Here is a 26,710-nt window from a genome sequence, read left to right on the forward strand (position 1 = left end):
GCCACATCAGCAACCCACCCAAGTCACCCTCCTTTCACGGAGACTTCATGGACAATCGCGCGACGCAGATTCTTCCTCATCATCGTTATGTCTATTCGCTGGGCGCACCGCTTGCCTGTGTGCAAGGCACGATCGCCAAGGTGTTCGCGAGTCCGGAAAATCACCACGGCGCCAATCACCAGCACTTCGTCATCAAGATCGATCAGGTGCTGAAGTTGGAAGGCGGCGCGCAAAACCTCGTGGGCACCGAGGTATTCGTCGCCGTGCGTTTCGGCGACAACGAAGGTCTCGCGCAGGAAATCCCCGGCCTCCAGACAGGGCAGCCCATCGAAGTCCAAGGCGAATACATTCCCGAAGCCAGCGCCTATCCCACCGCGGACAATTCCGATCCCGTTTTGCCGGTGCTGCACTTCACCCATCATCCGGTGGGATATGTGAAGTACGAGGGGCAGTACTACAGCTAGCTTGCATCGAGTCGACGCGGGGCGGCTGCAAGCCGTGGGCCGTTGGCGACCGCTGGGCGTCAAGCACTCGCCGTTGCCTGCGATCCATGTCATTCAAGTTTGGGCGGCGCTCTGCCGTTAAAGCATACGATGTCGTCCGCTCGCAGTGCTCGCGCGTGCGCACGGTCGGACGACCTTATAGCATCAGGCGCGACTGAGTCGCGCGCATTGCCCTGCGATCAGTCGGCGCTGCGTCCAGCCGCGCATCGAGCTGTCGAACCGGGCCTGCGCGGCTCGTATGCGTTGCGCTCGCAACGACGATGGCGCCCCTGGGCAAGATTTGTATCAGAGTGTGTGTGGCGGCGAGTTTTGAGTAGAGCGCACTCTACAATTCGGCTGAATTTTTTAGTCGGCAATCGGGCGCTATGGGCTGCAGCGCAGCCGGTCGCGAGACGCCGGGCGCCGGACATCGGGCAAGTGCTGAAGCGTGGCAGTCGGCGAGGCAACGGTAGGTGCCGCGCGACGCGCGCTGCCGTGCCGAAGCGTTGCGCGCGGCGTCGTCGCCCGACTCGCCCACGACATCGCCGCTTGCGGCCCGCCCACGAATAACGCAGGAGTCGAACAAAGATGGGAAAGTGCTTCGACAGAACGATGATGGCCCGTCTGACCGGGGTGTGTGTCGCGCTGGCGATGAACGCGTGCGCAAACGTAGGGCAGCGGGACGCGCAGAGCAGTGCGGCTGGTCGCGCCGATGTGTCCGGCGTGCCGGCGGCGAGCGCGTCGGTTTCCGATCAAGCGTCGGCGGGCAAGCAGTTGCCGATCGGCGCGAACGAAGGGACGCCGCTCAGGAAAGCGCCGCCGCTCGTCTACCGCGTCAAGCGTGGCGACACGCTGGCGCATATCGCGCAGCGCCATCATTGCAGCGTCAAACAGCTGCAGCTGTGGAACGGACTGAAGGGATCGTCGCGGCTGAAGTTGGGACAGGTGCTGCATGTGGCGTCGCCGGAAACGGTGCGGGCGGTGAGTGCTGCCAACACCGCCAACACCGCCAACACAGTTAAACGAGCCGAGGCACCGAACGCAGCCGGCGCCAACCCAGCCGCAGCCAACGCAGCGGCATCTCCCGCATCGGCCGCTTCGCTCGTCGCCCCGCAAGCGTCATCCTCATCGCCACCCGCGGCGACGGTCCCGGCTCAACCCTCAGCGGCGAGGCCCACTGCCCAGGAGGCGCGCGAAGTCACGCAGCGCACCCTGCGACATGCGAACGGCGTCGCGCTGGCGTGGCCGGCGGGCGGACGCGTGGTCGAAGCGTTCCAGGCGGGCGAAACGCGCGGCATCGAAATCGGCGGCAAGCCCGGCGATCCGGTGCGGGCCGCCGCCGACGGCAAGGTGATGTACGCGGGCACCGGTCTGAACGGCTATGGCAGTTTGATCATCGTCCAGCACAACAAGGACTTTCTCACTGCTTACTCGCATAACCGCAAGCTGCTGGTGAAGATCGGCGACATCGTTCGTCAAGGACAGCAGATTGCGGAAATGGGTGACGAAAACAACTCGCGCGTCTCCTTGGGCTTCGAGTTGCGCCACGACGGCAAGCCGATCGACCCGTTGCCGTATCTGCCGCAAGGGCGCGGTTAATCACGCACCACCGTTCGCAGTCAAGCAAACCACCGCAGCGCCGCGGCGACGATCGCTTCCGGCGCGTCTTCCTGCACCAGATGGCCGGCGTGCGGCACCACCTGGAAGCCTGCTCCGGGTATCGCGGCGGCCAGCTCGCGGCCGCGTTCGAGCGGAATCCATTGATCCTGTTCGCCCCACACAATCTGTACGGGGCAGCGCATATTCGCGTAACGCGCCTGCACTTCGTCGGTGTAGCGCTGGTCCATCTGGGCGATCTGGCGGTAGAACGCGGGTTGGCCGGTCGCACCGAGCCAGGGCGTCACGTAGGGCGCAAGCTCGGCATCCGGAATCTCGCGGGCGATCGCCCCGCGCACGTACGCTTTGACCACCGCTTCGTGAATATACGGCGGCAGCCCGGCGAACGCGTCACCGTGTTCGCGCACATGCTGCACGAATGGGGAGCCCCACGGCGCGAGCGCCACCGGATCGATCAGCGTCAGACTGCGGTATTCGCAGCCGTTGAGCAGATGCGCACGTAAGGACGTCGCCCCACCGAAGTCATGTGCGACGACGTCCGGGCTTGCGAGCTTCCAGTGCGCCAGCAGCTCTGCGAGCAACAGATTCTGAATGCCGAGAGAGACGTCCTGTCGGTCGCGCTGCTCCGACTGGCCGTAGCCCAGCAGGTCGTAGTAATAGACGGTGCGCACCGACGCGAGGTGCATGGCGATCCGATGCCATACATAGGACGAGAACGGTGTGCCGTGAACCAGCACCAGCGGCGGACCGTTGCCGGTCACGTTGTAGCGCACGGTTTGATCGCGGAACGTATAGTGTTCGGGGAGCGGCCAGGCTTGCATGGCGGTGAGCATCGCAACGAGGTCCGCTTACCTTAGCAGGGATACGGATGGCGCGCTGCCCGGCTTCTCGTAGGGACACTCGGAGGGCATGAACATCTCCCGTAGAAGCTCACCTTTCTTTTACTCAGCATAACCAGGTAAGTCAGCAAACGCGGCCGTCGAACGCGTGGCTCAATTGCGCACACCGCCCGCACTGTTGCGGGTCGAAGATGGAATCGTCCCAATCCAAGTGCTTTTCGCGTTGTCTACCGTAGAGATGTCGGGTGATCCATCCACCGCAAGCGACTGCGGTGCGTCAGGCGTGTTGCTCGATCGCTCGGAATCGTGCGTTTTCAACGGTGAGGAAATCCGGGAGCGGGCGGCGCCCGCGCCGCCGCGCTTGCCACCTTACTTTGTCTGCACGCCGCGCAACAGTTGCGACACCTGGCCATGATGATGCAGGATCGCGGGGTCGGCCTGCAACAGCGTCAGGTAGCGCGGCAGAAACATGTTGTCGGGCAGATCGGGCGAGAAGAGACCGGTCACGGCTTCCACTGCGGCGATGCGGTCGCGGGCATCGGCTTCCTTGTCGTCGAGGATCTCGTCGACGCTCGCAATGACCGTGGAGAGCGGCGTGAGCCAGCGGAACCCGGAACCATTGATCAGCACCTGCAAAAAGGCGGCGGGCGTCACGGGACCGAACTCTTTCTCATACATTGCGCGCTCATGATCGAGGATGGCCTTGTGCAGCGCCAGCAGCGGTCGCCGAATGTCCGAGAGGAACTGAGTGCATTGCTGGTCGTTCATGGTGCTGCTCCTTCCGAGTGTCTGGCCAGATCGAGCCGGGCAATCGGCTCGCGTCCATGGGGCGATGCGGCGATGGTAACGCATCGATCGAATTCCGTTTGAACCTTGCGCGAGGCAGGCTCCGGCGTGTACGGGGCGCGAGCCGGCGGCACCCCCTCACGGCAAACTTCTTTGTCCACGGCTACAATCTGCGCGGTTCATTCTCGGCCATGCAGGCCGGCTTCATCCGCCATTGCAATAGCACTGCAAGGCGACGTCGGCCATGCGTTTGCCGGCGCGAAGTCACGCGTGGACGCCGTGTATCAGCAGCCGTTTCTCGCGCACGCCACGATGGAGCCGGTCAACTGCACGGTGCACGTGCGCGCCGACGGCTGCGAAATCTGGCTCGGCTCGCAAGTGCCGACGCGCGTGGTGGATGCGGCGGTCGCGGTCACGGGCCTGCCCGCCGGGAAAATCGTCGTGCATAACCATCTGATCGGCGGCGGCTTTGGCCGGCGGCTCGAAGTCGACATGGTCACGCAGGCGGTGAAGGTCGGCAAGCAGGTGCAGGCGCCGGTGAAAGTGGTGTGGACGCGCGAGGAAGACATCCAGCACGACATGTACCGGCCGTACTATTACGACAGGATTTCCGCCGGCCTCGACGCCAACGGCAAGCCGGTCGCGTGGCAGCATCGGATCGTCGGTTCGTCGATTCTCGCGCGCTTCGCGCCGCCCGCGTTCAATAACGGGCTCGACCCCGACGCCGTGCAAGTGGCCGCGAACCTGCCGTACGACCTGCCCAACCAGTTGATCGACTACGTGCGCGAGGAACCGCATGCGGTGCCCACCGCGTTCTGGCGCGGGGTGGGGCCGACGCGCGGCACCTTCGTGGTGGAGAGTTTCGTCGACGAACTTGCCGCGCAGGCGCAGATCGATCCCGTCAAGTACCGGCAGGATCTGTTGGGCACAACCCCGCGCGCGCTGAATGTGTTGAATATCGCCACACAAGCCGCGAACTGGGGCAGCGCGCTGCCCAAGGGACCCGAGCGTGGCGTGTCGGTGAGGCATGCATTCGGCAGCTTCCTCGCGATCGTCGCCGAAGTCGCGGTCGATCAGGGCGAGGTCGCGGTGAAGCGTGTCGTGTGCGCGGTCGACTGCGGGATGGTGGTCAATCCGAACACGATCGAAGCGCAGATGCAGGGCGGCATCATCTTCGGCATCACGGCGGCGCTTTTTAGCGAGATCACGATCAAGGACGGCCGCGTCCAGCAGAACAACTTCACGGACTACCGGATGCTGCGCATCGACCAGACGCCGCCAGTCGACGTGCATATCGTCAAAAGTAGCGAGGCGCCCGGCGGGATCGGCGAACCCGGTACGGCGGCGCTCGCGCCCGCCTTGACCAACGCGATTTACGCGGCCACCGGCAAGCGGCTGCGGCAATTGCCGGTTGGCAGCCAGTTGAAAACCGCCTGACGGGAGGCCGCACACGGAAAACCGTACGCGAAAGAAGAGAGCGGCAACGCGAACTGCAGCGCAACGCGTTGGGCGGATATCAACGTTGCGAAGCCAGTTCAACCGTGCACAACATGGTTGCCGCTTCTTTTCGGATGCGCGCAGGCCGAAGACACCTCGCGCACGTCCACTTCTCAGCGATGCTGTCCGACCTTCTGCCGCTTTTCGAGCACCCGCGCGTACCATGTCAGCGGGAAGCACATCGCGAAGTAGATCATCGCGACCATTCCGTAGATCGGAAATGGCCGGAACGCGGCGTTGGTGATCATCGTGCCGGTCTTGGTCAGTTCGGTGAAGCCGATGATCGAGGCGAGCGCCGTGCTTTTCACCACCTGTACGAGAAAGCCGACCGTCGGCGCAACGGCGATCTTCAGCGCCTGCGGCCACACGATGTAGCGCAACTGTTGGCCGAACGTCATGCCCAGGCTCGCGCCCGCGGCCCACTGGCCGCGCGGCACGGCTTCGACGCAGCCGCGCCAGATGTCGACCAGATACGCGCTCGTATAAAGCGTCAACGTGACGGTCGCCGCAACCCATGGCGACACGTCGACGCCGAGCAACGGCAGGCCGAAAAACGCGAGAAACAGCTGCATGAGCAGCGGCGTGCCCTGAAACACTTCCACATACAGCACAACGATGCGGCGCAGCCACGCGATCGGCGACACGCGCATCGCGAGCAGCAGCAGCCCGACCAGACCGCCGCCGACGAACGCGATCAACGACAGCAGCACCGTCCAGCGGGCCGCGAGCAACAGATTGCGGCCAATGTCCCACAGCGTGAATTCGATCATGATGAGCGCTCCGTCGGCAGGGTGCGCGCGCCGCGCCAGGCGAGGCGCCCGCGCCAGCTGCGCGGCGCACTGCCGTTGCCGCGCGCGACACGGCCTGCGAACAGCCCGCGCCCGAAGCGGTTGAGGATCTGCCGCAGCACGATCGACATCAGCAGATAAGTCGCGGTGATGATCAGGTAGCTCTCGAACGAACGGAAGTTGCGCGACTGGATGAAGTTGGCCGCATACGTCAGATCGGGCACCGAGATTTGCGAGACCACCGCCGAGCCGAGCATCACGATCAGCACCTGGCTCAGCAGCGCGGGAAACACGTTGGCGATCGCCTGCGGCAGCACGACGTAGCGGAACACCTGCCGCCCATGCAGGCCGAGCGCCTGCGCCGCCTGCACCTGGCCGCGCGAAATGGAGTCGATGCCGGCGCGCACGATCTCGATCGCGTACGCGCCGAGGTTGACGGTCATTGCAAGAATCGCGGCCTGGATTTCGTCGATATGGATGCCCAGGCTCGGCAAGCCGAAGAACACGAAGAACAGCTGCACGATGAACGGCGTGTTGCGGATCAGCTCCACGTAACTCGCCACCACCCAGCGCGCCCATTTCGGCCCGGCCACCGCGATGCTCGCGCCGCCGATTCCGACGAGGCCGCCGAGCACCGTGGACAGCGCGGTGAGCCCGAGCGTCACGGCGGCGCCGCGCACGAGCATCCCCGCATAGAGGCCGAAGCCGCTGAAATCGAACGCATAGGTCATGGCGTCGCGCTCATCGTGAGGTCAAACTCCGCTTGAACAAATTAAAGATCCGCGGGCAGCGGCGCGCGCAGCCATTTCTGCGAGATCGCGTTCATCGTGCCGTCCTTGCGGGCCTTGGCGATCGTTTCGTCGACTTTCTGTTTCAGGCGCGGCTCGTTCTTGTTCAGCCCGACGTGATCCGGCGAGCTGAAGAGCGAAAACTTCTGCTCCGGATCGTTCGCCGGATGACGCGCGAGTATCGTGGCGCCGACGTCGTTGCCCACTACCATCAACTGTACCTGACCAGAAAGAAACGCCGAAATTGCGCCGTTCGGATCGTCGAAACGTTTGATGTTGGCCGAGGGCGGTGCGATCTTGGTCACGCTCAGGTCTTCCAGCGTGCCGCGCGCGACCGAGATGGACTTGCCGCCGAGGTCGGCGGCGCTCTTCACGGGCAGCGACTTCGGGCCGAACACGGCCAGATAGTAAGGCGCGTACGGCTGCGAGAAGTCGATCACCTTTTCGCGCTCCGGCGTCTGGCCCACCGACAGCAGCATGTCCGCCTTGTGGTCGGCGAGGTAGGCCATGCGATTGTCGCCCGTCACCTGCACGAGTTCGACTTTCGCGTTGAGCGTCTTGCCGATCAGGTTGGCGACGTCGATGTCGTAGCCCATCGGCTTCATGTCCGGACCGATCGAGCCGAACGGCGGATAGTCCTCGAACACGCCGATGCGCACCGTGCCCGACTTGGCGATGGTGTCGAGCGCATCGGCATGCGCGGCCGACGGCAGTGCGCAAAGCACGCCCGCGCCGGTGAAGGCGAGCGCGGCGGCGAGGGTGGCGAACACGCGGCGGGTCTGCGAGTGAGCAACGGGGCGCTGATTCATGATGTGTCCTCTGTCGAAAAGCGTAGGAAGCGTGGGTCTGTAAATGGTACGTGGTAAGCAGGCGGTAAGCGGGCTCGATGCGGTTGCGCTCGATCTTATCAATGTGTGCGCGCCGCGATCAGCTTGCACGCGTGCGGGGGCAATTCGGCGAGCACCGGCATGCCCAGCGTGAGCCCCGGTGTTTCGCGCGGGGTGGTCGCAGCCGTCAGCGTGAAGCCCGCACAATCGATCGTCGCTTCGAGCGACGCGCCCACGTCGCGAATGAACGTGACCGTGCCGGCGAGCCGATTCGATCCGGCGGCCCCGGCGGTGGCCGAAGCGCTCGACGCCGTCTTCACGCAAATATCTTCCGGCCGGATCAGCAAGCGGATCGCACTGCTGGCGTCCGGCACGCGCGCGCTCTGCGCGAGCGCGATACGCCGGCCGCCCGGCAAGCTGACGGCGCCACCGCCCTCGTACGTGACGGGCAGGATATTACCCAAACCAATGAAGTCGGCGACGAATTCGCTGACCGGATCGCGATAAATGTCGAGCGGCTTGCCGACCTGCGCGATGCGGCCTTTCTCCATTACGACGATTTCATCGGCCATCGTCATCGCTTCGCGCTGGTCGTGCGTGACCATGATCGTCGTGATGCCGAGCCGTTGTTGCAGCAGCCGGATTTCCACCTGCATCGCTTCGCGCAGCTTGGCGTCGAGCGCGGAGAGCGGCTCGTCGAGCAGGAGCAGCTTCGGCTGCGAGGCGATGGCGCGCGCAATCGCCACGCGCTGACGCTGGCCGCCCGAGAGCTGTGTGACCGGCCGGTTCGCCATGTGCGGCAACTGGATCAGCTCGAGCAGTTCGGCGACGCGCTGCGTCCGCTGGTCCTTGGCCGTCTTGCGCAGCTTCAGCGGATACGCGACGTTCTGCGCGACGGTCATGTGCGGAAACAGTGCGAGCGACTGGAACACCATCCCGAAGTCGCGCTGGTTGGCCGGCAGCCGCGTGATGTTGCGGCCCGCGAAATGAATGCTGCCCGAACTCGGCGTCTCCAGCCCCGCGATCATCCGCAACAGCGTGGTCTTGCCGCAGCCGGACGGGCCGAGAAAGCACACCAGCTTGCCGTCGGGCACGCTCAGGTCGACGCTGTCGACGGCATGCGCGGCGCCGAAGCGGCGGGTCACGGCCTGCAAGGTCAGATGGGTCATCGGATGCTCCAGCAAAGTGACGCCGTGCGCGCGCGCAGCGGTGGGAATGAGCGGCGCGCTCAAAGTGCGACCCCTTCGTCGCCGATCAGCTTTTCGAGCAGCCAGATCAGCGCAAAGTCGATCCCGACGATGACGACGGCGAAACAGAACACGGTCGGATCGAGCGAGGATACCGTGCGGCTGTAGAGCCACACCGGCAGCGTCATCGTGTCGATGCCGTACAGGAAGAAGGTCACCGTGAACTCGTTGAACGAGACGATGAACGCGAACAGCATGCCGGCGAGAATGCCAGGACGCATCAGCGGCAGGATCACGTCGACGAGCGCGCGGGTGGGACTCGCGCCCATCACGCAGGCGGCTTCCTCGAACTCCGGGCCGATGGAGGCGACCGACGCCGCGCAATTTTTCACCGTGAACGGCAGCGCCAGGATCACATGCGCGATGATCAGGCGGAACACGCCCAGTTCGACCGGCAGCACATTGAACACCAGCAGCAGTGACAGCCCGAGCATCACCAGCGGATAAACGAGCGGCAGCGCCACCAGCTGTTCGACCGCGGGTTTGCCGCGAAAGCGGTAGCGGCTCAATGCGTACGCGGCGGGGACCGAGACGAGGGTGGCGATGACCATCGTCGAAAGGGCGACGACGAGGCTCGTGGTCAAGGCGGCGCCCATCGACAGCGAGTCGCTCGCATCCGGCGAGACGAAGCTGTGCCATGCGGCGCGATACCAGTGCAGGCTGTATGCGTGCGGCGGAAATTCGAGCGTGTCGGCCGCGCTGAACGACATCGTGATCATCGTCAGAATGGGCAGCGCCGCGAGAAACAACACCAGCGCGGCGCACAGCGCGGTGGCGCGGCCGAGCTGCCCTGGCATCGTGTTCGAGATACGCGGCAAGAGCGGAAAGCGCGGCAGACGCGGCGAATCTCCCGGCAAGCGCGGGGTGGGAAGCGGCGTGCTCATGCGTGGGGCTCCTCGGCAAGACGCTGCGTGCGGCGCACGAGGCGCTGCGACACCGCCATCACGACAAGCGTGGCGATCATCAAAACGACACCCGATGCGGAGGCCGCCGGCCAGTTCAGCAACGGTGCGACCTGGTCGTGGACCAGCACGGCGAGCATCGGCACGCGCCGACCGCCGAGCAGCAACGGCACCGCGAACGCGCTTGCGTTATAAGCGAACACCAGCAGCGCGCCGGACACGAGGCCCGGCATCGCGAGCGGCAACAACACATGACGCAGCGTTTGCCAGCGGGATGCGCCGAGCGTCGCCGCGGCTTCTTCGTAGGCGTTCGAGACGGCGCGCATCGCGCTGGAAAGCGGCAGCACGGCGAGCGGAAACGCGGTCTGGATCAAACCGAGCAATACCCCATGCTCGCGATACAGCCACATCACCGGACGCTGCACGAGGCCGCTCGCAAGCAACGCATGATTGAGCAGCCCAGCCGGGCCGAGAATGATCAGCCAGCCGTAGCCTTGCAGCAGCAGATTGACGAGCAGCGGCAGCAGCACGCCGGCGAGCAGCAGACGGCGCGAGAGCCGCGACTTCGTGCGCGCCATGGCCAGCGCGACCGGAATCGCTAGCACTACCGCGCAGACCATGCTCTGAAACGCGAGCCGCAACGTAAGCCACAGCGACTTGATGAAGTAGCCGTCGAGCAGGTCCGCGTAGTTTTGCAGCGTGAAGCCGCGCCACTCGTTGCCGGGCGCGCCGAAGCTCATGCGCAGCACGACCAGCGCGGCCGCGCCGAGCAGCGCGAGAAACAGCAGGATCGGCGTGAGCAGCAGCCACGGCCGCGCCTTCGCCAGCAGAGCGGCGGCGGGTTGTTCGGGCGGCATGCCAGGCGCCGCGCCCAACTGCGCGGGGGACTCCAGAGCCGGCTGCGACGCCGCCGAAGCCCGCCGCGAAAAGCGCGCAAGCATCGCTGTCATGCCGCGAAGATTTCGGTGTAGCGCTTGATCCATGCCGGTTGCACGATGGCGAGCGCCTTGTCGTCATGTAGCACGGCCTTCTCGGCGATCTGCTGCGGGCTCGGCACGAACGCGCGGCTGGCGGCCGGAATCACCGCCTTCGAATTGACCGGGCCGTTCAGCACGTCGGCGGCCATGCGGCCTTGCACGCCCGCGTCGAGCGAATGATTGATGAACGCGTGGATCAGATCGCTGTCGCCCGGATGCGATTTGGGGATCACCGTGAACATCAGCTGCGTGGCGAAGCCTTCCTTCATTCCATAGGTCACGCCCATCTTGTATTCCGGCTTGCGGATCTGGTCGGGGAAAAAGGCCGGGGAATAGATGCCGCCGATATCCAGCGAGCCCGTGCGAAACAGGTCGGCCACCTGGTTCGGGTTCTCGCCGAGCGTCATCACGTGGTCTTTGAGCTGCATCAGCTTCTTGAAACCCGGCTCGATGTTCTGTTGCGAGCCGCCGTTCATCTTCGCGGCGATGATCGCGAGGTCCACCGCTTCGGCCCATTCGGGCGGCGGCAGGAACACGCGGCCCGCGTACTTCGGGTCCCACAGCGCTTCGTACGAGGTCGGCGCGTTCTTGATGGTCGCCGTGTTGTAGATCAAACCGTCCGACCACAACAGATAACCCACGCCGAAGCCGTTGGCGCCCGTGCGGTATTGCGGCGCGACGTCCTTGAGATTCGGCAGCTTGTCCAGATCGGGCTTCATCAGCAGACCCGCGTCGCCGAGACCCGCCGCGCCGACGCCGGCGAGCGTGATCACGTCGTAGGTCGGGCGCTCGCCCGCCGCCTTGACCTTGGCGACCATGCCGGAGGTGCCGTCGGCGCGATCGGCGATCACCTTGGCGCCCGTCTTCGCGGTGAAGCTGGCGGCGATGTTGCGCAGCGCGGCGGCACCGGTGTCGTCCGACCAGGTCAACAGACGCAGCGTCTTGCCGCTGAAGTTCTGCTCCTGGGCGCGCAGGTTGATGAAGGGCATCGGCAGTGTGGACGCCGCCAGCGCGGTGCCGATCGCCTTGATGACCTGCCTTCTGGCCAGTTTGATGTCTTGCATGGCGGTCTCCTGTGATGAACGCCTGTTGCCTGATGAGATTCGCTAGTGACCGCTGCCGCTGCGCCGCTGATTTCGCTGCCGGGCGTTGCCGCTTGTCCGCTTGTCGTCGCTTGTCGCAGCTTGTTGCCGCTCGGTCGCTTGTTGCCGGCTCCCGCGTTGCCTGCCGGATGGGCCGCGCGTTGATGCACTGTAGGTTTGTCAAAATCCCTCAACAAACGAAATATGCGCATGGCCGGCATGACGGAAGCTCATGCTTCGGTGCTTGAGCGACGGGCGACGCCGGTGCGGTGCATCACGCGGGAGCGCCGGTTCAGCAGCGCGTACGGGTTAACGTCCATGCATGACGCGCCGCTGCGATTGCCATCGAGCCATGAGGAAAGCTCGGTTCTGGTGCGGCGGATGGAGGGGTGCGCTCCGAGCCGGTGCAAAAAGGGCTTGTGAGCGCTGGAGTTCGCCCGGCGCCATGAGCCGAACGCATGCGCACTGATGTGTCTGGCTCTCGTATGGCCAGTGCCGATCGCGTATCCTGTAGGCTTGGCGGGCTGACTGGCGCGTCGCTTCGCGCCGCCCGTTCGATGACTTTTTCTGATTCCGGATACCCCGATGCGACGCCTTCCGCCGCTCAACGCACTGCAGATTTTCGAGACCGTTGCGCGCCATCGGAGCTTTACGCGCGCCGCCGATCACCTATGCCTGACGCAAGGTGCGGTGAGCCGGCAGATCATCGCGCTCGAGGACTACTACAAATTCCCGCTCTTCAGGCGACACGCGAAAGGCCTGACGCTGACCGCCGAAGGCGAGATGCTGTTGCCCGCGGTCAAGGAGAGCTTTGCGCGCATCGAGGAGATTTCGCTGCGGCTGACGCGGCAGCGCACCGATCTGGCGCTGAAGGTGCCGACCTGCGTGATGCGCTGGATGCTGCCGAAAATCATGCGCTTCCAGGCCGAGTATCCCGACTTGCATGTGCAGATCACCACGACCTGGCAACACGCCGTCGATTTCCAGAGCGAGCCGTTCGACGCCGCGATTGTCTACGCGTCCTCGCCCGGCGCGGACGTGCAGACCGTGCCGTTGTTCGAGGAGCGGTTGACGCCGGTATGCGCGCCCGAGTTGCTGCAGGACAAGCCGCTCGCGCAGTTGGCGGACCTCGCGCACCACACGCTGCTGCATCCCACGCGCGATCATCGCGACTGGAAGATGTGGCTCGCCAAGGTGGGCGAGACCGATCCCGTCGACGCCGCCGCGATCGACGCCGAACATGGCCCGAGCTTCGATACGCTCGACATGGCGACCAACGCCGCGTTGCAGGGCTTCGGTGTCGCGATCAGCGACCTCGCGCTGATCGACGAGGATGTCGCGGCGCGGCGGCTGGTGCGGCCGTTCGATACGGTGCTCAAGACCGGCTGGCGCTACTACTTCATCTATCCGGACTCGGTCGCGCATCAGCAGAAGCTGAATCTGTTTCGCGACTGGATCGCGGCGCACTGGCAGGACTAGCGCTGCGCCTGACATGCGGGGCAGCGCGCCGCCCGCCGCGTCAGGGCGCGAACGACAGAAACAGATAGGCCGCGAACAGCGACAGATGCACGGCGCCTTGCAGAATCGTCGTGCGTCCGGTGCTGAGGGTGAGCGTGCCGACCACCAGCGTCAGCGCGAGCAAGACGGTCTCCTTGCCGTCGATGCCGAGCACGAGCGGCTGCCCCGTGTACAGGAACACGCCGGCGACGGTCGGAATGGTCAGGCCGATACTCGCCAGCGCCGAACCGAGCGCGAGATTCAGGCTGTTCTGCAAGCGGTCCGCGCGCGCCGCGCGCACGGCGGCGAGGCCTTCGGGCAACAGCACCAGCGCCGCAATGATGATCCCGACCACCGCCGGCGGCGCGCCGGCATTGTGCACCGCGCCTTCGACGACCGGCGACAGCACCTTCGCGAGCAGCACCACGGCGACGAGGCACACCGGCAGCAGCACGCCGCTCGCAAGCGCGAGGCCGGCGCTGGGCGGCGCGGCATGCACCTCTTCGTCGGGCACGCCGGCGAGGAAGTAGTCGCGATGGCGCACGGTCTGCACGAACACGAACACGCCATACAGCACGAGCGACGAAATTCCGGCAAACGCCAGTTGCGAAGCCGATAGCACTGGACCCGGGCTGGTGGTCGTGTAGTTCGGCATGACCAGCGTCAGCACGGACAACGACGCGAGCACGGCCAGCGCGGCGGCCGCGCCGCGGCTCTGAAAGTCCTGCTCCCGATGGCGGATGCCACCCACCAGCAGGCAAAGTCCGACGATCCCGTTGCACACGAGCATCACCGCCGCGAATACGGTGTCGCGTGCGAGGCCGGCCTTTTCGGGGCCGGACGTCAGCATCACCGACACGATCAGCGCCACTTCGATCACCGTCACGGCGACTGCCAGCACCAGCGTACCGAACGGCTCGCCGACCCGATGGGCGACGACTTCCGCGTGATGTACCGCGGTGAACACCGCTGCGCACAACGCCGCGCCGACTAGCGCGAGCAGTAGCGCATTGCCCGGCATTGCATAAGCGGCGCCGAGCACGACCCACGCGATCACCGGCGCGGCAATGGTCCAGAGGGGCAAGGCGGGCGAGGGTGCGGACATGCGGGCTTCCTTTGGACGGCTTGTCGAGGACGCGGACGGCGCGGCAATGCCCCGCGATTGTGGGGCGAATGGTTAAACCAACGTGTCAGGAATGCGCCGTAACACGTTGGTTATAAGCGGCGTCGATCACGTTTTGACGGCAGAATCCTGGCTGACGTCATGATGCTGCAGTCGCCGAGCCCGCCGTGCGATGCAAGGAAAGAAGTGTCGTGAAGAAAGCGCATCCGCGCAGAACTGCGTGCGGGGAAGAACGGATGTGGTTTCGATGGCAGGCGATTGCATCGCGCCGGCCGATTCCCGGATGCGGTGCCGGACCAACCGGTTCGGCACCGCATCCTGGGGCGCCGATGCCGCACAGTCGGACATGGGCGCCCCAAGGGTTTGCTCTACAGTTAAGCTACTCGATTACTGACCGCCTTCGGTACGAACCGTCAGTGCGTTCTTGACCGACTTCACGCCCTCAACGCCTTGCGCTGCTTGCGTTGCCAGCTCGATCTGCGACTGGTCCGGCACCGAACCGGCCAGAGTCACGTCACCACCGCGCGCGCGCACGGTGATGTTCGCGACGCTCACGCCCTTCGTCTTGGCGAGCGCGCTGCGGACTTTGCGTTGCAAGGCGCGGTTGCTTGCCTTGGTCTGCTTGGCCGTCGGCGCCGCCGTGGTGGCCGCCGGCGCGGCAGCGTCGCTGCTTTGCGCATAGGCATTGAGGGACGCCAGAACGATCAGCGCGCCGCCGATCAACTTCATTGCCGGTAATGTCTTCATTCAACTTCTCCTATTGTCATAAGTCCGCACCCGCGGACCGCAACCGTCTGCTACACCAACGAGTAAAACCGGTGAGGTCCGAATGGAACGGTAGTATTGGCCGTGCGAAACTTTGTGCCTCGATACCCGTCGGGGCACGCACAAGCGTGCGCAACCCCGTGAAGGCTGGGCTACCGGCCGCAAAGAACAATACAGCAATTAGTGCCATGTTGAAGCCAGGCTATCCGGAAATGATGCATCGACACAACGAATAGACTGACCAACGCAGGGCGACGGCGGGATATAGCTATTTGACGTTCGTTTTTCGTTGTCTTTAATGCGCTTTGGTCGCGGCTTTCCCAACTTCTGGGAATGGTGCATCGGTCACGGCTCAACGGAGTCCAGTGTCACCGGAAGAGCACGCTTGTGACGGGTCGCCGTGTAAAAGCGATGAATGGTGGTGAACACTTCGTCGCTCACCGGCTTGCCTTCCAGGAAGTCGTCGATGTTTTCGTAGCTGATGCCGTAGCTGTCCTCGTCGGGCTTTTGCGGCGTCAGCGATTCGAGGTCCGCCGTCGGCACCTTGTACGCAAGGCGCGTTGCCGCGCCCAATGCGAGGGCCAACGTGCGTACGCGCCGCTTTGTCAGACCCGACAGAGGCAGGATGTCGGCGCCGCCGTCGCCGTATTTCGTGAAGAAGCCCATTAGCGACTCGGCCGCATGGTCGGTGCCGATCACCACACCCACTCGCGCTCCGGCGATCGCATATTGCGCGATCATCCGTTGCCGGGCCTTGATGTTGCCGAGCACGAAGTCCTCCTGAAAGTCGTCGACGTATTGCACGTTGCCGCGCTTGAGCGAGAACAGCATCGCGTCCGACGGGTCCTTGATATTGACCGTGAACATCTCGTCCGGACGGACGAATTCCAGCGCGAGCGCGGCGTCTTCCTCGTCGCGCTGGTTGCCGTACGGTAGGCGCACCGCCACGAACTTCGCCTCATAGCCGCGTGCGCGAAGGCGCTCCACCGCAAGCTGCGCGAGGCGGCCGGCAGTGGACGAATCCACGCCGCCGCTGATGCCGAGCACGTAAGTGCGAAGCCCCTGCGAAACGAGATAGTCGCAAAGGAAAGTGACGCGTCGTTCCCGCTCCGTGTCGACGTCGAACTCCTGCGAGACGCCTAGTTCGCGAATGATGGCCTGTTGCCAGGCATTCCTCTCTGTGGCAGGTGGCAGAGTCATGGCGTAGTCCTCTCAGAGTTTTCCCGCCGCGCGCGCGGGAGTTGGTTGAAGTAATGCTCGATGCGCGAGAGCGCGTACAGCGCGGCCGCCGAACGGACGTCGTTCCGGTTGCCCGAAAAATGCCGGGTTTCCGCGAAGGTGCGCAGCTCGCCGTAGCGGTTGCGAAACGACCACGCGAAGCATTGTGTACCGGCCGGCGGACCGCCCTGCGGCGCGCTGTCCGCGAGTCCCGTATTGGAGACCGCCACGTCGGCACAGCAGCCTTCCTGGCGAAGCGCGCCTTCCGCCATTTCGCGGGCGACTTCTTCGCTCGTCAGGCCAGATTTTTCCATCGTCGTTTCCCTGACGCCGAGAAAGCCGGCTTTGCCCGATGGCGAATAACTCACGAAGCCGACGTCCAGGCACGCGCCGCTGCCCGGCACGCTCGCGAGGTAGGAGGCAATCTGGCCACCGGTGCAGGATTCGGCAGTGGCCAGTTTCAGGCCTCGCGATGTGAGAAAAGACACGGCTTGCATGGGAATATTCATGAATGCCTCCAGCAGGGAGCCTGTTGATGTGTTTGCGCGGCAAGTGCGATGGGAGTGGTAAGGGACTAGCAAGGAGCGATCCGCGCACCGCGCACCGCGCGGCGTGCTGCCGTGCTGCCGTGCTGCATGCGTCTGCCTTTGGCCGCGAACGCCCGAGCCTGCGGCGGTAGCCGGCTGTACATCTGGCGGGCCAGTTCGCGGCACACCCGTTGCTCACGACCGGTTGCTGTAACCCGTTGTACTGCCCGCGGCGCTCGAGCATTCCCGGTCCTTGCGCGCCGGACCGGTGTACTGACGAAGACGCTTCGAGACCGCCATCCCCGTTTGCCCGTTCGACGGGTAAGCCTAACTTTGGAGCACGAAATGAGAGCCCTTTGCTGGCACGGCAAGAAGGATGTCCGCGTGGATAATGTCCCGGACCCGACCATCGAGCATCCGCGCGATGCCATCATCAGGGTCTCGAGCTGCGCGATCTGCGGCTCGGATCTTCATCTGTTCGACGGCTTCATGCCGACCATGAAATCGGGGGACATCCTCGGGCATGAGTTCATGGGCGAAGTGATGGAAGTCGGCGCCGGCAACCAGCGTCTGAAAGTGGGCGACCGCGTCGTGGTGCCGTTCACGATATCGTGCGGCGAATGTTATCAATGCCGGCGCGGCTACTTTTCGGTTTGCGAGCGCTCCAACCGGAACAAGGAAATGGCGGACAAGGTCTTCGGCCATACCACCGCCGGCCTGTTCGGCTATTCGCATCTGACCGGCGGTTATCCGGGCGGGCAGGCGGAGTACGTGCGCGTGCCGTATGCCGACGTCACGCCGGTCAAGATTCCCGACGGCTTGACGGACGAACAGGTGCTGTTTCTCGGCGATATCTTCCCGACCGGCTGGCAGGCGGCGGTGCAATGCGACATCGAACCCACGGATACGGTTGCGATCTGGGGCGCGGGTCCGGTGGGGCAGTTCGCGATCAGAAGCGCCATCCTGCTCGGCGCGAGGCAGGTGATCGCGATTGACCGCGTGCCGGAACGGCTCGAAATGGCGAAAGTGGCCGGGGCCATACCGATCAATTTCGACGACGAGAGTGTGCTTGAGCGCCTGAAGGAGCTTACTCAGGGCAACGGACCTGAAAAATGTATCGACGCTGTCGGTATGGAGTCGCATGCAACGCGCTCGCTGGATGCGATCTATGACCGCGCCAAGCAGGCCGTGATGCTCGAAACTGACCGGCCTCATGTATTGCGCGAGATGATTTACGTGTGTCGTCCCGCAGGAATTCTGTCCATTCCGGGTGTGTACGGCGGATTGATCGACAAGATTCCGTTCGGCGCGGCGATGAACAAAGGGCTCACGTTCCGCATGGGCCAGACTCACGTGAATCGCTGGACCGATGACCTGTTGCGCCGGATCCAGGAAGGGCAGATCGATCCGTCGTTCGTCATCACGCACACGGTGTCGCTGGACAAGGGACCGCAGATGTACAAGGTCTTTCGTGACAAGGAGGACGGGTGTGTGAAGGTGGTACTGAAGCCGTAGTCAATTTGCCTGTCGATCGACTCGGCGCCGGCTGCCATGCGTGACAGTGCGCCGGGTCATGGGTCCGGGTGCTCCCTAGGCAAACGCACACGAGCGGCGCGCGGGCCGCCGTGTGTGCAAGTCAAAAAGTCAGATAGTCTTTTTGCCGATCTCATCGGTGCCCGTGGTTCGCTCGGTTCCTTCCACACGTTCGACCTTGACATCCGTACCGCGTACTGTGTCACTGATCGTTTCGGTGCGCTCGCTGGTTTGCTTGCCGACCACCACTTCCTCGACGACCCGCGCTGTCTTCGCTACCACCGCCTGCTCCGCAGTTTCGCGAACTTCGACGGAACCTTCTTTCAGATCGGCCGCCGTTGCAGGGCGATCGACCGCGCGTCGTTCGATCGTCGCGTGTTCCTCGCGCAGGTTGACCGATTCACTGACCGGCGTTTCCGTGACACGTGAATAGACACGCACGCCGCCCGTCGATACCTCGCGCTTGCCGACCTCCAGCGACTCCTGCACAACCGGGAACGCTTGACGTTCGGCGGCGATCTGTTCCGCGGTGTAAGGCGGCGCATTGCGGTCGTATTCGCTATAGCCGGTGTTGCGCCATTGCGCGACGCGCGAGTCGATGTCGATCGCGCCGGCGGCGGACAGCGCCGCGCGCACCCGTTCGATAGCCGACTCATCCCTCACTTCGATCGTGAGCAATGCGCCGCCGCGCCGCACGGCTTCCTGGTAGTGGCCTGTCTCCTCGGGGCGGTCGTCGTCGCCGAACAGACGCTTGAAGAAGTGCTCGATGCGGGCCAGTGCCCCTTCGTGCGGCTCGCCCGTGATGGGGCCTGTGGTCGCGCTGTCCGGTGTGACGTCAGTGCTCGCAGATGCCGCCCCGGGCGCGAGCGCCGCGTCGTCCCCAACGTGCAGTTGCATGTCCGCGCGCGCCACGCCTTCTGCTTCGAGGCGGCTTTGCGCGCTCTGTGCCTGCTCGAAAGAATCGAATACGCCGATGATAGTGTGAGTCATTGCAGTCTCCGTGAAGGGATGGGCCTACGCGAGCCGGAAGTGAAACGCGTGACGCCGGGGCGCGCAACGGCCGTACCCGAGGGCACTAGTCCGGGTCCTTCTCCGGTTTCCATTGACCGTCTGCACCTTCACGGCGCTCGACGACCAATTCTTCGGACGCCAAAACAATCTGGCGCACCACTTCCTGCTGCGATTCGGTCGTGGTGATGTGCACCTCTTCTTTCAACGTGAGTTGCAGTTTTACCACCGGCACATATTCGAAGACGGGAACGATCAGCGTGTCGCCTTCGCGGCGGGGCTCGAAGCGCTCTTCGACGGGCCGGTTGATCGCCACGCGCCGGACTTCTACATGCTGGCTATGCAGGGGCACCGAAACCGGCTGCAGTTCCTCGTGGACGACCTTGCGAACGCGCACTGAGCCGGTCTCGACAGTGTCGGCGCCGACTTCGAGCCGTTCTTGCACTGCCGACACGCGAACCTCGTCGGATGCATCGGCCGCTTGAGGTGCAGGTTTGGCTATTTCAGGCGAATCCATTGGTTTCCCTCCGAGTGGGCTAAAGGCTGGGTTTGCGCGAAACGACAGCGATGATCGCAACGACTATTGGCGTAGCGAACGACAACCCGCGCGTGCGTGTGACGGCGCGCCGCGGTGTCCCCCAATGCGCGGGCCTGCCGTTGGAGGCGCAGGTTCACGAGGTAGGCCGTGTCCTCGGTAAGCGGTCTCATGGTGTCCCCGACCTGATTGCAAGGGAGCGCTGAACGGGTGCACATCGCGCGGTAAGGGGAGTGCGCAAGCGACATGCCGTGTTGCGGCGAGCCGCTCCGCGCTCGCATGGCCGGATGGCTGCGGGGCTTTTGTCCAGGTGAACATTTCTGGTGAAGCGCTTGCCGCTCGCGTGCAGGGCTGGTACCCAAGCGGAGTGCCGGCGCAAAGCACGCGTCGGGCGTTGATCCTCTTCTGTCAAGCTTGCGAAGGCAGTCCCGTCGCCGGGATGCTTTTGGACAGCTTCCGTAGTCAAGCCAGTAGGCACGCAAGCCAGCGAACGCTAATATGGCATTCCAACTTCCGCGGGCCGCGCACAGCGAGCACCGGAGAACCCCACTTCCCCTGTTCCTGCCGCCCATGTCAGACCTCAGAATCGATCGCAATGCCAAGACCCTGCGTGAACTCACGCTGGACAAACTGCGCGGCGCGATAGTGCAAGGATATTTCCGGCCCGGCGCGCGGCTCGTGGAACGCACACTGTGCGACGAGCTCGGCGTAAGCCGCACCGTGGTGCGCGAAGTGCTGCGGCATCTGGAGACGGAGGGGCTCGTCGAGATCGTCGCGCGTCAGGGGCCGATCGTCGCGCGGCTCGATCCCGAACAGGTGGCCGAGATCTACGAGCTGCGCGGCCTGCTCGAAGCCAATGCCGCGCGCGCGTGCGCCGAGCAATCGACGCCCGAACTCGTCGAGCGCTTGCGCGAGATCCGCGCGGTCATCGAGGACGCGTTCGAGAAGCGCGACCTGCCGCGCGTGCTCGACTACACCGAGCGCTTCTACGAAGCGATGTTCGAAGGCGCGCAAAAGCGCGTATCGCTCGCCGTCGTGAAAACGCTGAACGCGCGCATCAACCGGCTGCGGGCGCTGACCATCGCCACGCCTGGCCGCGGCGGCGAGTCCAATCGCGAGATGAACACGCTGCTCGATGCGATCGAGCGGCGTGACGGCGATGCGGCGTCGGCCGCGTCGGCGGCGCACATTAAGCGGACCGCCGAACTGGCGCTGAGCGCGCTCGCGCAGACAGGCCAACCCGCCGACGACGCGTAAGCCGCATTCCCATCCCTCGTTGTAACGAAGGCCGCCGGTGCTCCGGCGGCCTTTTCATTGGTGCGTTTTGGCGGCGCGCGGCCCTGCGCGCGGCGCATCTTCGCGCAGTCAACGTGGCGAGGCAGGCGTGTACCGGCTGTCCGCTCGCTCCCTCGCTCCTCGCTCACTGCCGAAATCGTGCCCAAACCCCGACGCGCCATATCATGGTATTCCATAACATCATTCTGCTTGGTACGGGCCATAAGATGGGATACCATAATCTCAACGAACGACATTCATGGCCTCGGCCGCCGACAGGAGAACGAATATGAAGCTGGAAGTGCGCAAGCTGGTGACTTACGTCGAAGACACGTTCATTGAGGCCGGCAAGGCGGCAGCCCGGCCGCTCAAGCTGTTCGGCGCGGCGGCCGTGTTGCGCAATCCGTGGGCCGGGCGCGGCTTTGTCGAAGACCTGAAGCCTGAGATCCACGCGCTCGCCCCGCAACTGGGCGAAATGCTGACGGCGCAAGTGCTGCGCGTGGCGGGTTCCGGCGATGCGGTGGAAGGCTACGGCAAGGCGGCGATCGTCGGCACCTCGGGCGAGATCGAGCATGCGTCGGCAATGATTCACACGCTGCGCTTCGGCAATCATTATCGCCACGCGGTCGGCGCCAAGAGCTATCTGAGCTTCACCAACCTGCGCGGCGGCCCGAACTGCCCGATCTCCATTCCGCTGATGCACAAGCACGACGAAGGCATGCGCTCGCACTACCTGACCGTGCAGTTTTCGATCGTCGACGCGCCGGCTCCCGACGAGCTGGTGATCGCGCTGGGCGCATCGATTGGCGGCCGTCCGCATCACCGCATCGGCGACCGCTATCAGGACCTCAAGGAGCTCGAGTCCCATGAAGTCTGAACTCGCGTCCGGGCATGCCGTCACGCCTCGCGAGGCCGCCGGCACGAGTTACAGCGTGTACCCGCCGCGCTCGGAAGCAGCGCGCGCCACGGTCGTGCTGATCCACGGCGTGGGCATGAACCGGAGCGTGTGGTCGCCGCAGATCGATGCATTGACGCAGAGCTACCGGGTCGTCGTGTACGACATGCTCGGTCACGGCGACAGCGCATTGCCCAGCGCCACGGCCACGCTCGACGAATACGCGGCGCAACTGAAAGCGCTGCTCGACGCGATGCGGATCGAACGCGCGCATGTGGTCGGACACTCGATGGGCGCGCTCGTCGCCCTCGAATTCGCCCTCAGGCATCCTCGCCGCACGCTGAGCGTCGTCGCGCTGAACGCGGTGTACGACCGCACGCCGGCGCAGCGCGAAGCCGTGATGGCGCGCGCCGCGACGCTCGGCGATGCACCGCTGGAGACGGGCGTCGACGCCACTTTGTCCCGCTGGTTCGGCGAGCCGGTTCCGGCGCATCTGACCCAAGCCGCGCAAGCGGTGCGCGCTCTGCTGCTGTCGGTCGATCCCGTCGGTTATGCGCGCGCTTATCGGCTCTTTGCCTGCTCGGACGACGCGCACGTGGGCCGTCTCGCCAGCCTTGCCGTGCCCGCGCTGTTTCTCACGGGCGAGTGCGATCCGAATTCGAGCCCGGCCATGTCCCGCGCGATGGCGGCGGCCGCGCCGTTCGGCCGCGCGGAGATCATCGCGAACGAGCGGCACATGATGAACGTCACCGATCCGGACGGCGTGAATCAACGGCTGCTGGCGTTTCTCGCCGAAGCGTCGGCGCAGGAAGCGCCGCACAAGTCGATCAACGGAGAACGTCATGACTGAGCCGATGCTTGATCAAACCGCGCAACAGCCCTTCGACCTCGCCGAATTCCGCCGCGCGCTCGGCGCGTTCGTGACGGGTGTGACGGTCGTCACGACGATCCAGCCGGACGGCTCGCCGCGCGGCTTCACGGCCAACTCGTTTACGTCCGTGTCACTCGATCCGCCGCTGGTTCTCGTGTGCATCGCGAAGACCGCATCGAGCTACGAAGTATTTTCGCAGACGCGCCATTTCGCCGTGAGCGTGCTCGCCGAAGATCAGAAGTCGGTGTCCGGTGTGTTCGCATCCAAAGCGGCGGACAAGTTCGCGCAAGTCGCCTGGCAGACGCGTACCACGGGCGCGCCCGTGATGCAGGGCGCCGCGGCGACTTTCGACTGCACGACGCACGAGGTAGTCGATGCCGGCGATCACATCATTCTGATCGGACGGGTGGTCGACTTTCTTCACACCAGCTCGTCGCCGCTCGGCTATTGCCGCGGCGCGTATGTGAATTTCAGTCTGTCGCAAGATGCGCTCGCCGCCGCCGGGTCGCGCGCGCAAGTGGGCGCGATACTCGAACATCGCGACGGACTCGTGCTGCTGGACACGCCCAAGGGCCTGCAGTTGCCGACCGGCATGAAACTCGAACCCGCGAGCGATGCGGCAAGCCTGCGCGGCGCGCTGGCGAAGCTCGGCCTCGACGCGCATCTCGACTTCATCTTCGCCGTATTCGAGTCGGGCAGCGGGCCGGCGTCGAGTGTGCAAATCTACTATCGCGGCCGTGTGATCGACCGCGGCGCGGCGTGGATGGACAGCACCATCCGCATCGTTCCACTGGCGCAGATTCCGTGGAATGAACTGCGCGACGACGCCGTGCGCTCGATGCTCGAACGTTATGTGCGCGAACGCAGCGAAGACGCGTTCGGCATCTATGTCGGCGATACCGAAGCCGGCAAGGTGCAGACGCTCGCGCTCGCGCATTGAAGACAGCGCGGCCCAATCCGCCGACCAACCCTGCTGCGCACGACGCGCAGCCCGCAGTACGGGCCGGAATCCGTGCCAACGCACGAACTCCGGTCGATACGGGAGAGCCATCATGAAGTTTTCGTTGTTCCTGCATATGGAGCGCTACGACAACACCACGTCGCATCGCGCACTATTCGACCAGATGACCGACCTCGTGCAGCTCGCCGAGCGCGGCGGTTTCGAAACAGCGTGGATCGGCGAGCATCACGCGATGGAATTTACGATCGCGCCTAATCCCTTTGTCAATCTGTCGTATCTCGCCGCGAAGACGGAACGTATTCGTCTGGGCACGGGCACCGTGATCGCGCCGTTCTGGCATCCGATCGCGCTGGCGGGCGAGGCGGGCATGGTCGATGTGGCGAGTAACGGGCGGCTCGATCTGGGCATCGCACGCGGCGCCTACTCGTTCGAATACGAGCGCATGTTGCCGGGCCTCGACGCAATGGGCGCGGGCGCGCGCATGCGCGAACTGGTGCCCGCGTTGCGAAAGCTTTTCGAAGGCGATTACGCGCATCAGGGCGAGTTCTGGTCGTGGCCATCGGCCACGCCCGTGCCGCGCCCCATCCAGCAACCCAATCCGCCGATGTGGCTCGCCGCGCGCGATCCGAACTCGCATGCGTTCGCCATCGCTAACGGTTGCAATGTGCAAGTGACCTCGCTCGCTCAGGGCGACGCCGAGGTAGTGAATCTGATGGAGCGCTTCAACGCCGCCTGCGCCGCACACCCCGACGTGCCGCGCCCGCAGGTGATGATGCTGATGCACACGTTCGTCGGCGCGAATGCCGCCGAAGTGGATGCGGCAGTGGACGACCTCGCGCGCTTTTACCGCTATTTCAGCAAATGGTTCAAGAACGAGCGGCCGGTCGAGCAGGGTTTCATCGAGCCGCTGGCGGATGCCGATGTCGAGATGTTCCCGCAGTACTCGCCCGAGGCGATTCGCAAGAACCTGGTGATCGGCGAGCCGAAGCAGGTGATCGCGCGCCTCAAAGGCTACGAGGAGCTTGGCTACGACCAGTACAGCTTCTGGCTCGACAGCCATATGAGCTTCGAGCGCAAGCGCAAGTCGCTGGAGCTGTTCATTTCCGACGTGATGCCCGCGTTCGACGCGCGCTGACGCGCACGCCTTTGTTAATTCCACGGAGTGGCTGACATGGTCCAGCGGTTCCAGCAATACATCGACGGTGCGTTCGAAGACGCGCACGAGCATTTCGACAGCGTCGATCCATCGACCGGCGGCGTGTGGGCGAGCATGCCCGCCGCCAGCGCGGCAGATGTCGACCGCGCGGTCAAGGCGGCGCATCGCGCGCTCAGCGATCCCGCGTGGGCGAATCTGACGGCGAGCGCCCGCGGCAAGCTGCTCTACAAGCTCGCCGAGCTCGTCGGCCAACATGCACCACGACTTGCCGAACTCGAAACGCGGGACACGGGCAAGATCATCCGAGAGACGCGCAGCCAGATTGGCTATGTTTCGGAGTACTACCGTTATTACGCAGGCCTCGCGGACAAGATTCAAGGCGCGTGGCTGCCGGTCGACAAAGCCGACATGGACGTCACGCTGCGGCGCGAGCCGGTGGGCGTGGTCGCGGGCATCGTGCCGTGGAATTCGCAGCTGTTCCTGTCGGCGGTGAAAGTGGGTCCCGCGCTCGCTGCGGGTTGCACGATCGTTCTCAAGGCCTCCGAAGACGGCCCGGCGCCGTTGCTCGAATTCGCGCGGCTCGTGCACGAAGCGGGGTTTCCGAAGGGCGTGGTCAATATCGTGACCGGCTTCGGCAACGATTGCGGGCGTACGTTGACGAGTCATCCGCTGGTCTCGCGCATCGCGTTCACGGGGGGGCCTGAAACGGCGCGCCACGTCGTGCGCAATTCGGCGGAAAACCTCGCGGCGACGTCGCTGGAACTCGGCGGCAAGTCGCCCGTGCTGGTGTTCGACGACGCCGATCTCGAGAGCGCCGGCAATGCCGTCGTCGCGGGCATTTTCGCGGCGACCGGACAAAGTTGCGTGGCGGGCTCGCGCCTCGTCGTTCAGCGCGGCATTCACGACGCGCTGATCGAGAAGCTCGTCGCAAAGGCGCAGACCATTCGCATCGGCGACCCGCAGGACATGGCGACCGAGATGGGGCCGCTCGCGACGCGTCGTCAACTGGAGCACATCGAAAAGGTGCTGCGCGCGAGCGTCGAAGCGGGCGGACGTATCGTCACCGGCGGCAAGCAACCGCAAGGCGTGGGTCAGGGCCACTACTTTTTGCCCACCATCGTCGATTGCGCGAACGCCCAGGTGCCGAGCGTGACGGAAGAACTGTTCGGCCCCGTGCTCAGCGTCGTCACGTTCGATACGGAAGCGGACGCCGTAGCGCTCGCCAACGACACGCGCTATGGCCTCGCTTCGGGCGTGTTCACGCGCGATCTGACGCGGGCGCACCGACTCACGCGCGCGCTGCGCGCAGGCATCGTGTGGGTCAACACGTATCGCGTGGTGTCGCCGATCGTGCCGTTCGGCGGTTATGGCCTGTCCGGCCTGGGTCGCGAAGGCGGGCTCGAAGCGGTGCTCGACTACACGCGCACGAAGTCCGTGTGGATCCGCACGTCGGACGAGCCGATCGCCGATCCGTTCGTGATGCGCTAAACCGCCGACACTCGCAACCGGAGGAG

Annotated in this window: 25 protein-coding genes and 1 pseudogene; 11 read left to right on the forward strand and 15 right to left on the reverse strand. The window is 64.7% G+C overall.

All coding sequences use genetic code 11. The features are described from left to right. The first annotated feature begins 47 nt into the window (after window positions 1–47). Window positions 48–464: a hypothetical protein gene (locus tag ABQJ48_RS29750; RefSeq protein WP_367841538.1), complete on the forward strand. Its 417-nt coding sequence runs from the start codon at window positions 48–50 to the stop codon at window positions 462–464. A 606-nt stretch (window positions 465–1,070) separates the two neighbouring features. Continuing rightward, window positions 1,071–2,081 (forward strand): peptidoglycan DD-metalloendopeptidase family protein, encoded by a 1,011-nt coding sequence (locus ABQJ48_RS29755; RefSeq protein ID WP_367841539.1) that lies wholly within the window; start codon window positions 1,071–1,073, stop codon window positions 2,079–2,081. 20 nt (window positions 2,082–2,101) lie between these two features. Here the strand turns inward: ABQJ48_RS29755 and ABQJ48_RS29760 are convergent, their stop codons facing one another. Next, entirely contained in the window at window positions 2,102–2,920 is an 819-nt protein-coding gene (locus ABQJ48_RS29760) for an alpha/beta fold hydrolase (RefSeq protein ID WP_367841598.1), read from the reverse strand. A gap of 387 nt (window positions 2,921–3,307) precedes the next feature. After that, entirely contained in the window at window positions 3,308–3,706 is a 399-nt protein-coding gene (locus ABQJ48_RS29765) for a hypothetical protein (RefSeq protein ID WP_367841540.1), read from the reverse strand. Between the two features lie 243 nt (window positions 3,707–3,949). Here ABQJ48_RS29765 and ABQJ48_RS29770 point away from each other — a divergent pair. Next, a pseudogene (locus tag ABQJ48_RS29770) lies at window positions 3,950–5,161 on the forward strand (xanthine dehydrogenase family protein molybdopterin-binding subunit); the annotation flags it as partial. A 173-nt stretch (window positions 5,162–5,334) separates the two neighbouring features. On the opposite strand, the gene ABQJ48_RS29775 reads toward ABQJ48_RS29770, so the two are convergent. The 7 genes from ABQJ48_RS29775 to ABQJ48_RS29805 all read right to left on the reverse strand — a co-directional run bounded on the left by ABQJ48_RS29775 (window position 5,335) and on the right by ABQJ48_RS29805 (window position 11,814). Beyond that, on the reverse strand, window positions 5,335–5,991 hold the full coding sequence (locus ABQJ48_RS29775; RefSeq protein ID WP_367841541.1) for an amino acid ABC transporter permease: 657 nt from the start codon (window positions 5,989–5,991) through the stop codon (window positions 5,335–5,337). Further along, on the reverse strand, window positions 5,988–6,740 hold the full coding sequence (locus tag ABQJ48_RS29780) for an amino acid ABC transporter permease (protein WP_367841542.1): 753 nt from the start codon (window positions 6,738–6,740) through the stop codon (window positions 5,988–5,990). Before ABQJ48_RS29780 ends, ABQJ48_RS29775 begins: the two co-directional genes overlap by 4 nt. A gap of 41 nt (window positions 6,741–6,781) precedes the next feature. Further along, window positions 6,782–7,606 (reverse strand): transporter substrate-binding domain-containing protein, encoded by an 825-nt coding sequence (locus ABQJ48_RS29785; protein ID WP_367841543.1) that lies wholly within the window; start codon window positions 7,604–7,606, stop codon window positions 6,782–6,784. 98 nt (window positions 7,607–7,704) lie between these two features. Continuing rightward, window positions 7,705–8,793, reverse strand: a complete 1,089-nt coding sequence (locus tag ABQJ48_RS29790) for an ABC transporter ATP-binding protein (protein ID WP_367841544.1) — start codon at window positions 8,791–8,793, stop codon at window positions 7,705–7,707. A gap of 59 nt (window positions 8,794–8,852) precedes the next feature. Beyond that, the gene (locus ABQJ48_RS29795) at window positions 8,853–9,755 is read right to left on the reverse strand and encodes an ABC transporter permease (protein ID WP_367841545.1); all 903 of its coding nucleotides are present in this window, start codon (window positions 9,753–9,755) and stop codon (window positions 8,853–8,855) included. Then, window positions 9,752–10,723: an ABC transporter permease gene (locus tag ABQJ48_RS29800; protein ID WP_367841546.1), complete on the reverse strand. Its 972-nt coding sequence runs from the start codon at window positions 10,721–10,723 to the stop codon at window positions 9,752–9,754. Before ABQJ48_RS29800 ends, ABQJ48_RS29795 begins: the two co-directional genes overlap by 4 nt. Further along, window positions 10,720–11,814 (reverse strand): ABC transporter substrate-binding protein, encoded by a 1,095-nt coding sequence (locus ABQJ48_RS29805; protein WP_367841547.1) that lies wholly within the window; start codon window positions 11,812–11,814, stop codon window positions 10,720–10,722. Before ABQJ48_RS29805 ends, ABQJ48_RS29800 begins: the two co-directional genes overlap by 4 nt. A gap of 603 nt (window positions 11,815–12,417) precedes the next feature. Here ABQJ48_RS29805 and ABQJ48_RS29810 point away from each other — a divergent pair. Further along, the gene (locus tag ABQJ48_RS29810) at window positions 12,418–13,311 is read left to right on the forward strand and encodes a LysR substrate-binding domain-containing protein (RefSeq protein WP_367841548.1); all 894 of its coding nucleotides are present in this window, start codon (window positions 12,418–12,420) and stop codon (window positions 13,309–13,311) included. Window positions 13,312–13,351: 40 nt separating this feature from the next. On the opposite strand, the gene ABQJ48_RS29815 is transcribed toward ABQJ48_RS29810, so the two are convergent. The 4 genes from ABQJ48_RS29815 to ABQJ48_RS29830 all read right to left on the reverse strand — a co-directional run bounded on the left by ABQJ48_RS29815 (window position 13,352) and on the right by ABQJ48_RS29830 (window position 16,944). After that, on the reverse strand, window positions 13,352–14,434 hold the full coding sequence (locus ABQJ48_RS29815; protein ID WP_367841549.1) for a calcium:cation antiporter: 1,083 nt from the start codon (window positions 14,432–14,434) through the stop codon (window positions 13,352–13,354). A 405-nt stretch (window positions 14,435–14,839) separates the two neighbouring features. Then, window positions 14,840–15,199, reverse strand: coding sequence for a BON domain-containing protein (locus ABQJ48_RS29820; protein WP_367841550.1), 360 nt, complete (start codon window positions 15,197–15,199; stop codon window positions 14,840–14,842). Between the two features lie 363 nt (window positions 15,200–15,562). Beyond that, on the reverse strand, window positions 15,563–16,417 hold the full coding sequence (nadE, locus tag ABQJ48_RS29825) for an ammonia-dependent NAD(+) synthetase (protein WP_367841551.1): 855 nt from the start codon (window positions 16,415–16,417) through the stop codon (window positions 15,563–15,565). Continuing rightward, on the reverse strand, window positions 16,414–16,944 hold the full coding sequence (locus ABQJ48_RS29830; RefSeq protein WP_367841552.1) for a CinA family protein: 531 nt from the start codon (window positions 16,942–16,944) through the stop codon (window positions 16,414–16,416). Before ABQJ48_RS29830 ends, nadE begins: the two co-directional genes overlap by 4 nt. Before the next feature lie 363 nt (window positions 16,945–17,307). Here ABQJ48_RS29830 and ABQJ48_RS29835 point away from each other — a divergent pair, with 363 nt between their 5' ends. Further along, window positions 17,308–18,477 carry a zinc-dependent alcohol dehydrogenase gene (locus ABQJ48_RS29835; protein WP_367841553.1) on the forward strand — a complete coding sequence of 390 codons (1,170 nt, stop codon included), beginning with the start codon at window positions 17,308–17,310 and terminating at the stop codon, window positions 18,475–18,477. A gap of 129 nt (window positions 18,478–18,606) precedes the next feature. On the opposite strand, the gene ABQJ48_RS29840 is transcribed toward ABQJ48_RS29835, so the two are convergent. After that, window positions 18,607–19,485 (reverse strand): YsnF/AvaK domain-containing protein, encoded by an 879-nt coding sequence (locus ABQJ48_RS29840; RefSeq protein ID WP_367841554.1) that lies wholly within the window; start codon window positions 19,483–19,485, stop codon window positions 18,607–18,609. Between the two features lie 85 nt (window positions 19,486–19,570). Next, window positions 19,571–20,020 carry a YsnF/AvaK domain-containing protein gene (locus tag ABQJ48_RS29845; RefSeq protein WP_367841555.1) on the reverse strand — a complete coding sequence of 150 codons (450 nt, stop codon included), beginning with the start codon at window positions 20,018–20,020 and terminating at the stop codon, window positions 19,571–19,573. Window positions 20,021–20,608: 588 nt separating this feature from the next. Here ABQJ48_RS29845 and ABQJ48_RS29850 point away from each other — a divergent pair. From ABQJ48_RS29850 to ABQJ48_RS29875, 6 genes are all read left to right on the forward strand, one after another. Beyond that, a complete protein-coding gene (locus tag ABQJ48_RS29850) occupies window positions 20,609–21,295 on the forward strand; it encodes a GntR family transcriptional regulator (RefSeq protein ID WP_367841556.1) in 687 nt (228 codons plus the stop codon). Window positions 21,296–21,602: 307 nt separating this feature from the next. Beyond that, window positions 21,603–22,190: an amino acid synthesis family protein gene (locus ABQJ48_RS29855; protein ID WP_367841557.1), complete on the forward strand. Its 588-nt coding sequence runs from the start codon at window positions 21,603–21,605 to the stop codon at window positions 22,188–22,190. Continuing rightward, on the forward strand, window positions 22,180–23,058 hold the full coding sequence (locus ABQJ48_RS29860) for an alpha/beta fold hydrolase (protein WP_367841558.1): 879 nt from the start codon (window positions 22,180–22,182) through the stop codon (window positions 23,056–23,058). Before ABQJ48_RS29855 ends, ABQJ48_RS29860 begins: the two co-directional genes overlap by 11 nt. Beyond that, window positions 23,051–24,019, forward strand: a complete 969-nt coding sequence (locus tag ABQJ48_RS29865; RefSeq protein ID WP_367841559.1) for a flavin reductase — start codon at window positions 23,051–23,053, stop codon at window positions 24,017–24,019. Before ABQJ48_RS29860 ends, ABQJ48_RS29865 begins: the two co-directional genes overlap by 8 nt. A gap of 112 nt (window positions 24,020–24,131) precedes the next feature. Further along, window positions 24,132–25,175, forward strand: a complete 1,044-nt coding sequence (locus ABQJ48_RS29870; RefSeq protein ID WP_367841560.1) for an LLM class flavin-dependent oxidoreductase — start codon at window positions 24,132–24,134, stop codon at window positions 25,173–25,175. A gap of 36 nt (window positions 25,176–25,211) precedes the next feature. Then, window positions 25,212–26,684, forward strand: a complete 1,473-nt coding sequence (locus tag ABQJ48_RS29875; protein WP_367841561.1) for an aldehyde dehydrogenase — start codon at window positions 25,212–25,214, stop codon at window positions 26,682–26,684. Window positions 26,685–26,710: the final 26 nt, after the last annotated feature.

Source organism: Paraburkholderia suaedae, assembly GCF_040812055.1.
Taxonomy (GTDB): Bacteria; Pseudomonadota; Gammaproteobacteria; order Burkholderiales; family Burkholderiaceae; genus Paraburkholderia.